The organism is Candidatus Krumholzibacteriia bacterium (genome assembly GCA_035649275.1).
In the GTDB taxonomy this organism is placed as follows: Bacteria; Krumholzibacteriota; Krumholzibacteriia.
In genome coordinates this window covers 1-3,905 of record DASRJW010000114.1, presented here as the reverse complement: position 1 = coordinate 3,905, position 3,905 = coordinate 1, and the positions used below count along the sequence as shown (strand labels likewise).

The 3,905-nt window shown below is 68.0% G+C and carries 3 protein-coding genes; 2 read left to right on the top strand and 1 reads right to left on the bottom strand.

From position 1 onward, the window contains the following. Together VFE28_12100 and VFE28_12095 are read left to right on the top strand one after the other, a co-directional pair. A partial coding sequence (locus VFE28_12100; GenBank protein ID HZM16734.1) for a radical SAM protein occupies positions 1-845 on the top strand: 845 nt, incomplete at its 5' end. A 58-nt stretch (positions 846-903) separates the two neighbouring features. Then, positions 904-2,331, top strand: coding sequence for an NAD(P)/FAD-dependent oxidoreductase (locus VFE28_12095; protein HZM16733.1), 1,428 nt, complete (start codon positions 904-906; stop codon positions 2,329-2,331). Positions 2,332-2,724: 393 nt separating this feature from the next. Here the strand turns inward: VFE28_12095 and VFE28_12090 are convergent. Continuing rightward, positions 2,725-3,905: ATP-dependent DNA helicase (locus tag VFE28_12090; protein ID HZM16732.1), on the bottom strand; the 1,181-nt coding region annotated here is incomplete at its 5' end.

The following is a 3,905-nucleotide window of genomic DNA, read 5'->3' as shown; positions in this document are numbered from 1 at the left end:
TGTCCTGGTTTGGGGGCGAGCCCCTCCTGGCGATGGATGTCATCGAAGACATCTCATCGCACGTGCTGGAGCTGCAGCGCCAGTTTCCGCTGCTGCACTACACCGGGGAAATCACCACCAATGCCTATTCCCTCTCTACCTCGCGCTTCAAGCGCTTGCTGGACCTGGGAGTGTCGCGGTACCAGATCTCCTTCGACGGGCCGCAAGAGTGGCACGATCGCAAACGAGTTCTGGCCGGAGGTGGGGGTACCTTCGACCGGATCTGGAAGAACGTCCTGGCGATGCGGGCGGTGCCGAGGGAATTCCACGTCCTGGTGCGCTTGCACGTGGACCAGGAGAACCATGAGGCTCTCCCCGCGTTCATTCGCCAGTACGCCGAGGCCTTCGGTCAGGACGAGCGCTTCGAGCTCTTCATCCGCAGGCTCGTGTGTCTAGGTGGACCGAACGACGCCACGTTGCCCGTCTTCGACGAGGAGACGGGTGACGCCGTCGTCCATTCCCTGAGCCGCTACGCAAAGGAGCTCGGCGTCCGCCATGTGCTGGAGCAACATCCTCAGCTCTGCTATGCCACACGCGGCAATTCCTACCTCGTCCGCGCCAACGGCCGGCTCAACAAGTGCACCGTGGCGCTGGAGCATCCCAACAACCAGGTAGGGCGCCTCCGCGAGGACGGCCTCCTCGACCTCGACTCCACCAAGATGCATCAATGGATGCGCGGTCTGTGGACCGGTTCACGCGACGAACTCGAGTGCCCCATGAAGGGTTACGCCGATCCCGCTCCGACCACATGGGTCGCGCCGCCGAACGTGCGCCTCGCCCTTGCTCCTCCACCGGCGTCTGCCTAGCATCGCTCCAGGGCGACGCTCCGACTCAACGCCAGGCTGAGCGACGGAGATACGACGGGTGCCTGCACGATCCGAGTACGATGCCGTTGTCGTCGGCGCCGGCCCCAACGGTCTCGCCGCAGCGATCACGCTCGCTCGCGATCGTCACTCCGTCCTGCTCGTCGAGGCGGCGGATACGGTGGGCGGCGGCACGCGCTCGGCGCCGCTCACGCTGCCAGGGTTTCTGCACGACACTTGCTCGGCGATTCACCCCTTTGCTTTGGCGTCACCCTTCTTCTGCACCTTGCCGCTCGCCGCCCAAGGTCTGGAGTGGATCCATCCGCCGCTTCCCCTGGCACATCCTTTCGACGACGGCTCGGCCGCCGTCCTCGAGCGCTCCATCGAGGGAACGGCGGCAACGCTGGAAGACGATGCGCAGGCATACCGGCGGCTGCTGGAACCTCTGGTTGATCACAGCGAGTCTCTGCTTCACGACATCCTTGGCCCGCTCCGCTGGCCACGCCATCCGTTGGCGCTCCTCCGCTTCGCCCGCCTCGGGCTGGCGCCGGCCCGTCGCCTTCTCGAGCAGCGATTTGTGGGATGGCGCGCTCGCGGTCTCCTGGCAGGACTCGCGGCCCACTCCGTCCTGCCCCTAGAACGAGCGCCGTCGGCGGCTGCGGGGTTGTTGCTCGCCGTCCTCGGTCATCGTGTCGGCTGGCCCTTCCCGCGCGGCGGGGCGCAACGCCTTGCCGAAGCACTCGCAGCGCATTTGCGCTCGCTCGGTGGCGAGATCGTGACGGGGACGCGCGTGCAGGATCTGGGATCTCTTCCCCGCGCCCGTGTCGTCTTGCTCGACCTCACACCACGGCAGGTGCTGCGTCTCCAGGGTCTCCGGCTGCCGGAGAGGTTTCGTCGAACGCTGGCTCGATTCCGCTACGGGCCCGGCGTCTGCAAGCTCGACCTCGCCCTCGCGGCTTCCATCCCGTGGCGCAACCCCGACTGCTCCCGAGCGGGGACCGTGCACGTGGGCGGCACGCTGGAGGAGATCGCGGCTTCCGAGAGCGCCGTGTGGCGTGGCGAGCACCCGGAACGGCCCTTCGTGCTGGTCGCCCAACAAAGCCTCTTCGACCCGACGCGGGCACCGGCAGGGATGCACACCGTGTGGGCGTACTGCCACGTGCCGCACGGCTCCAGCTACGACATGAGCGCGCGGATGGAGGCGCAGATCGAGCGCTTCGCGCCGGGTTTCCGTGAACGCATCCTGGCTCGCCGCGTTCGCACCACCGTCGACCTCGAAGGCGACAACCCGAACCTCGTAGGCGGCGACATCGGTGGTGGAGTCCTGGACCTCGGCCAGCTCTTCACTCGCCCGAGCCGCCGGCGCGATCCCTACAGCACGCCCGCGGACAACATCTATATGTGTTCGGCCTCCACGCCCCCGGGTGGCGGTGTGCACGGCATGTGCGGTCATTTCGCCGCCCGCTCCGCCGCAAGGCGCCTGGGCTGACCTCTCACGGCAGCACGGACACCTTGGTCGCGACCTCTCGCCATCGCCGCACCCATCGAGAAGGCAGCCGCAGCGCGGGTCCAGACGGCCCCCGTCAGGAAGCGCTGTGAACACTGCTTGCAGTTGCTCCTGGTACGGAGGTTCCCGACGCCGCCGTTCGGATCGATCGCCGGTGGGCCGGGTCTCCGTGGAGAACGCATGTCCGAGGTCAACAGCTACGCGATCCTGCGCTTCATCGTCGGGGCGACTTGCCTCCTGATCGCCGCCGGTGCAGTCGTCATCTCCGTGGCGAGCTGAGGAGCTGCAGGCGCGAGCTCGTCGATGCGGCAGGATGCCAAATCGCTGCAAGGATGCAGGAGCAGAGGGCGCGCCCCAGCGCGCCCTCTCGCTTTTTCAGGCGAAACGGAGAACCCGGCGCAGCTGTGGCGGAACACGCCGGCGCACCAGGGCTTGGCGGATCTCCCAGGTAGTCGTTCCGTCTTCCGTGGCTTCGAGGAGGCGGATCTCGCCGGCGACGCGCACCGCGAGAGGAACGCCATCGCGGTAGAGCACGCGGTTGTCCGTGTGCACCGGAACCCGTGCACCCGGAGTGAGAACGCCCACCAGGTTGAGAGGATCGGCACCGCTCACGGCGACGAAAGCTCCCGTCCGCGGGCTCTTCCGCACCTGACGGAGCGTACCCACGGCCTCCGGGAGGGCGAACTGCTCGCCGCTGAAGCCGTCCACGAAGCGGCCGCCGCGGATCTCGCCACGCGCCTCCAGCCGTCGTAACACTGCGAGCAGCTCGCGCCACGGTGGCGCCGCGGGCTCCCTTTCGACGAGCTTGCGGAAGACGATGCCCCAGCGCCGGAGCAGGACCGGCGCGACCGCTTCGGCAGTGCTCGTGTCGACAGCGAGCGGAAGCGCTGATCCGTCCCCTGCCACAGCTTCTGCATGCTGTGGCGTGCGCAGGATTCCCCAGCGTCCAGCGTCCTCGACGCCGTAATGCGCCACCGCGCGCCGGCGACGGCCTCCATCGTGCAGCGGCTTGCGCCGCTCCGAGGGCACGAGAAGAGCGCGCAATCCCATGAAGCTGTCCGCCGACACCAGTCCCTGCGACACGAGCTCGCCCAGTGCCGCTTCGACCTGGGTCCGCAGCAACCGCGTCCCGGAAGCGATCTCGGCGAAGAACGAAGCACCCCGGCGTTGCAGGTAGGAGTAGACGCCTTGTGCTTCTGGCGACAGGTGCAGGTCTTCCGGCCAGGTCTCGAGCTGCGGCCAGGCTCGCAGGTTGCTGCGCTGCAAGAGCGCGATGGGCGTGGTGCGCACGGGGCCGCCGCGACCACGCACGACGGGAGCTTCCGCCTCGGTGTCGCGCCCCCCGGTTCGCGCCGGCGACAAGCGTGCCCAGGTACAGCGCCCGGAAAGACAGAGCGAATCGAGCCACGAGGGGTCGTAGTCCGCCACCCGCGCCGGGAGAATCTCGCTTTCCCAGGCGGCAGCCGCCGCCTCGAAGCCGTCGAGCTGCTCCACCACCATACTCAAGCCTTCTGGACCCTCGACATCGTCTTCCGGGCTCAGGCGCTGCCACTCGA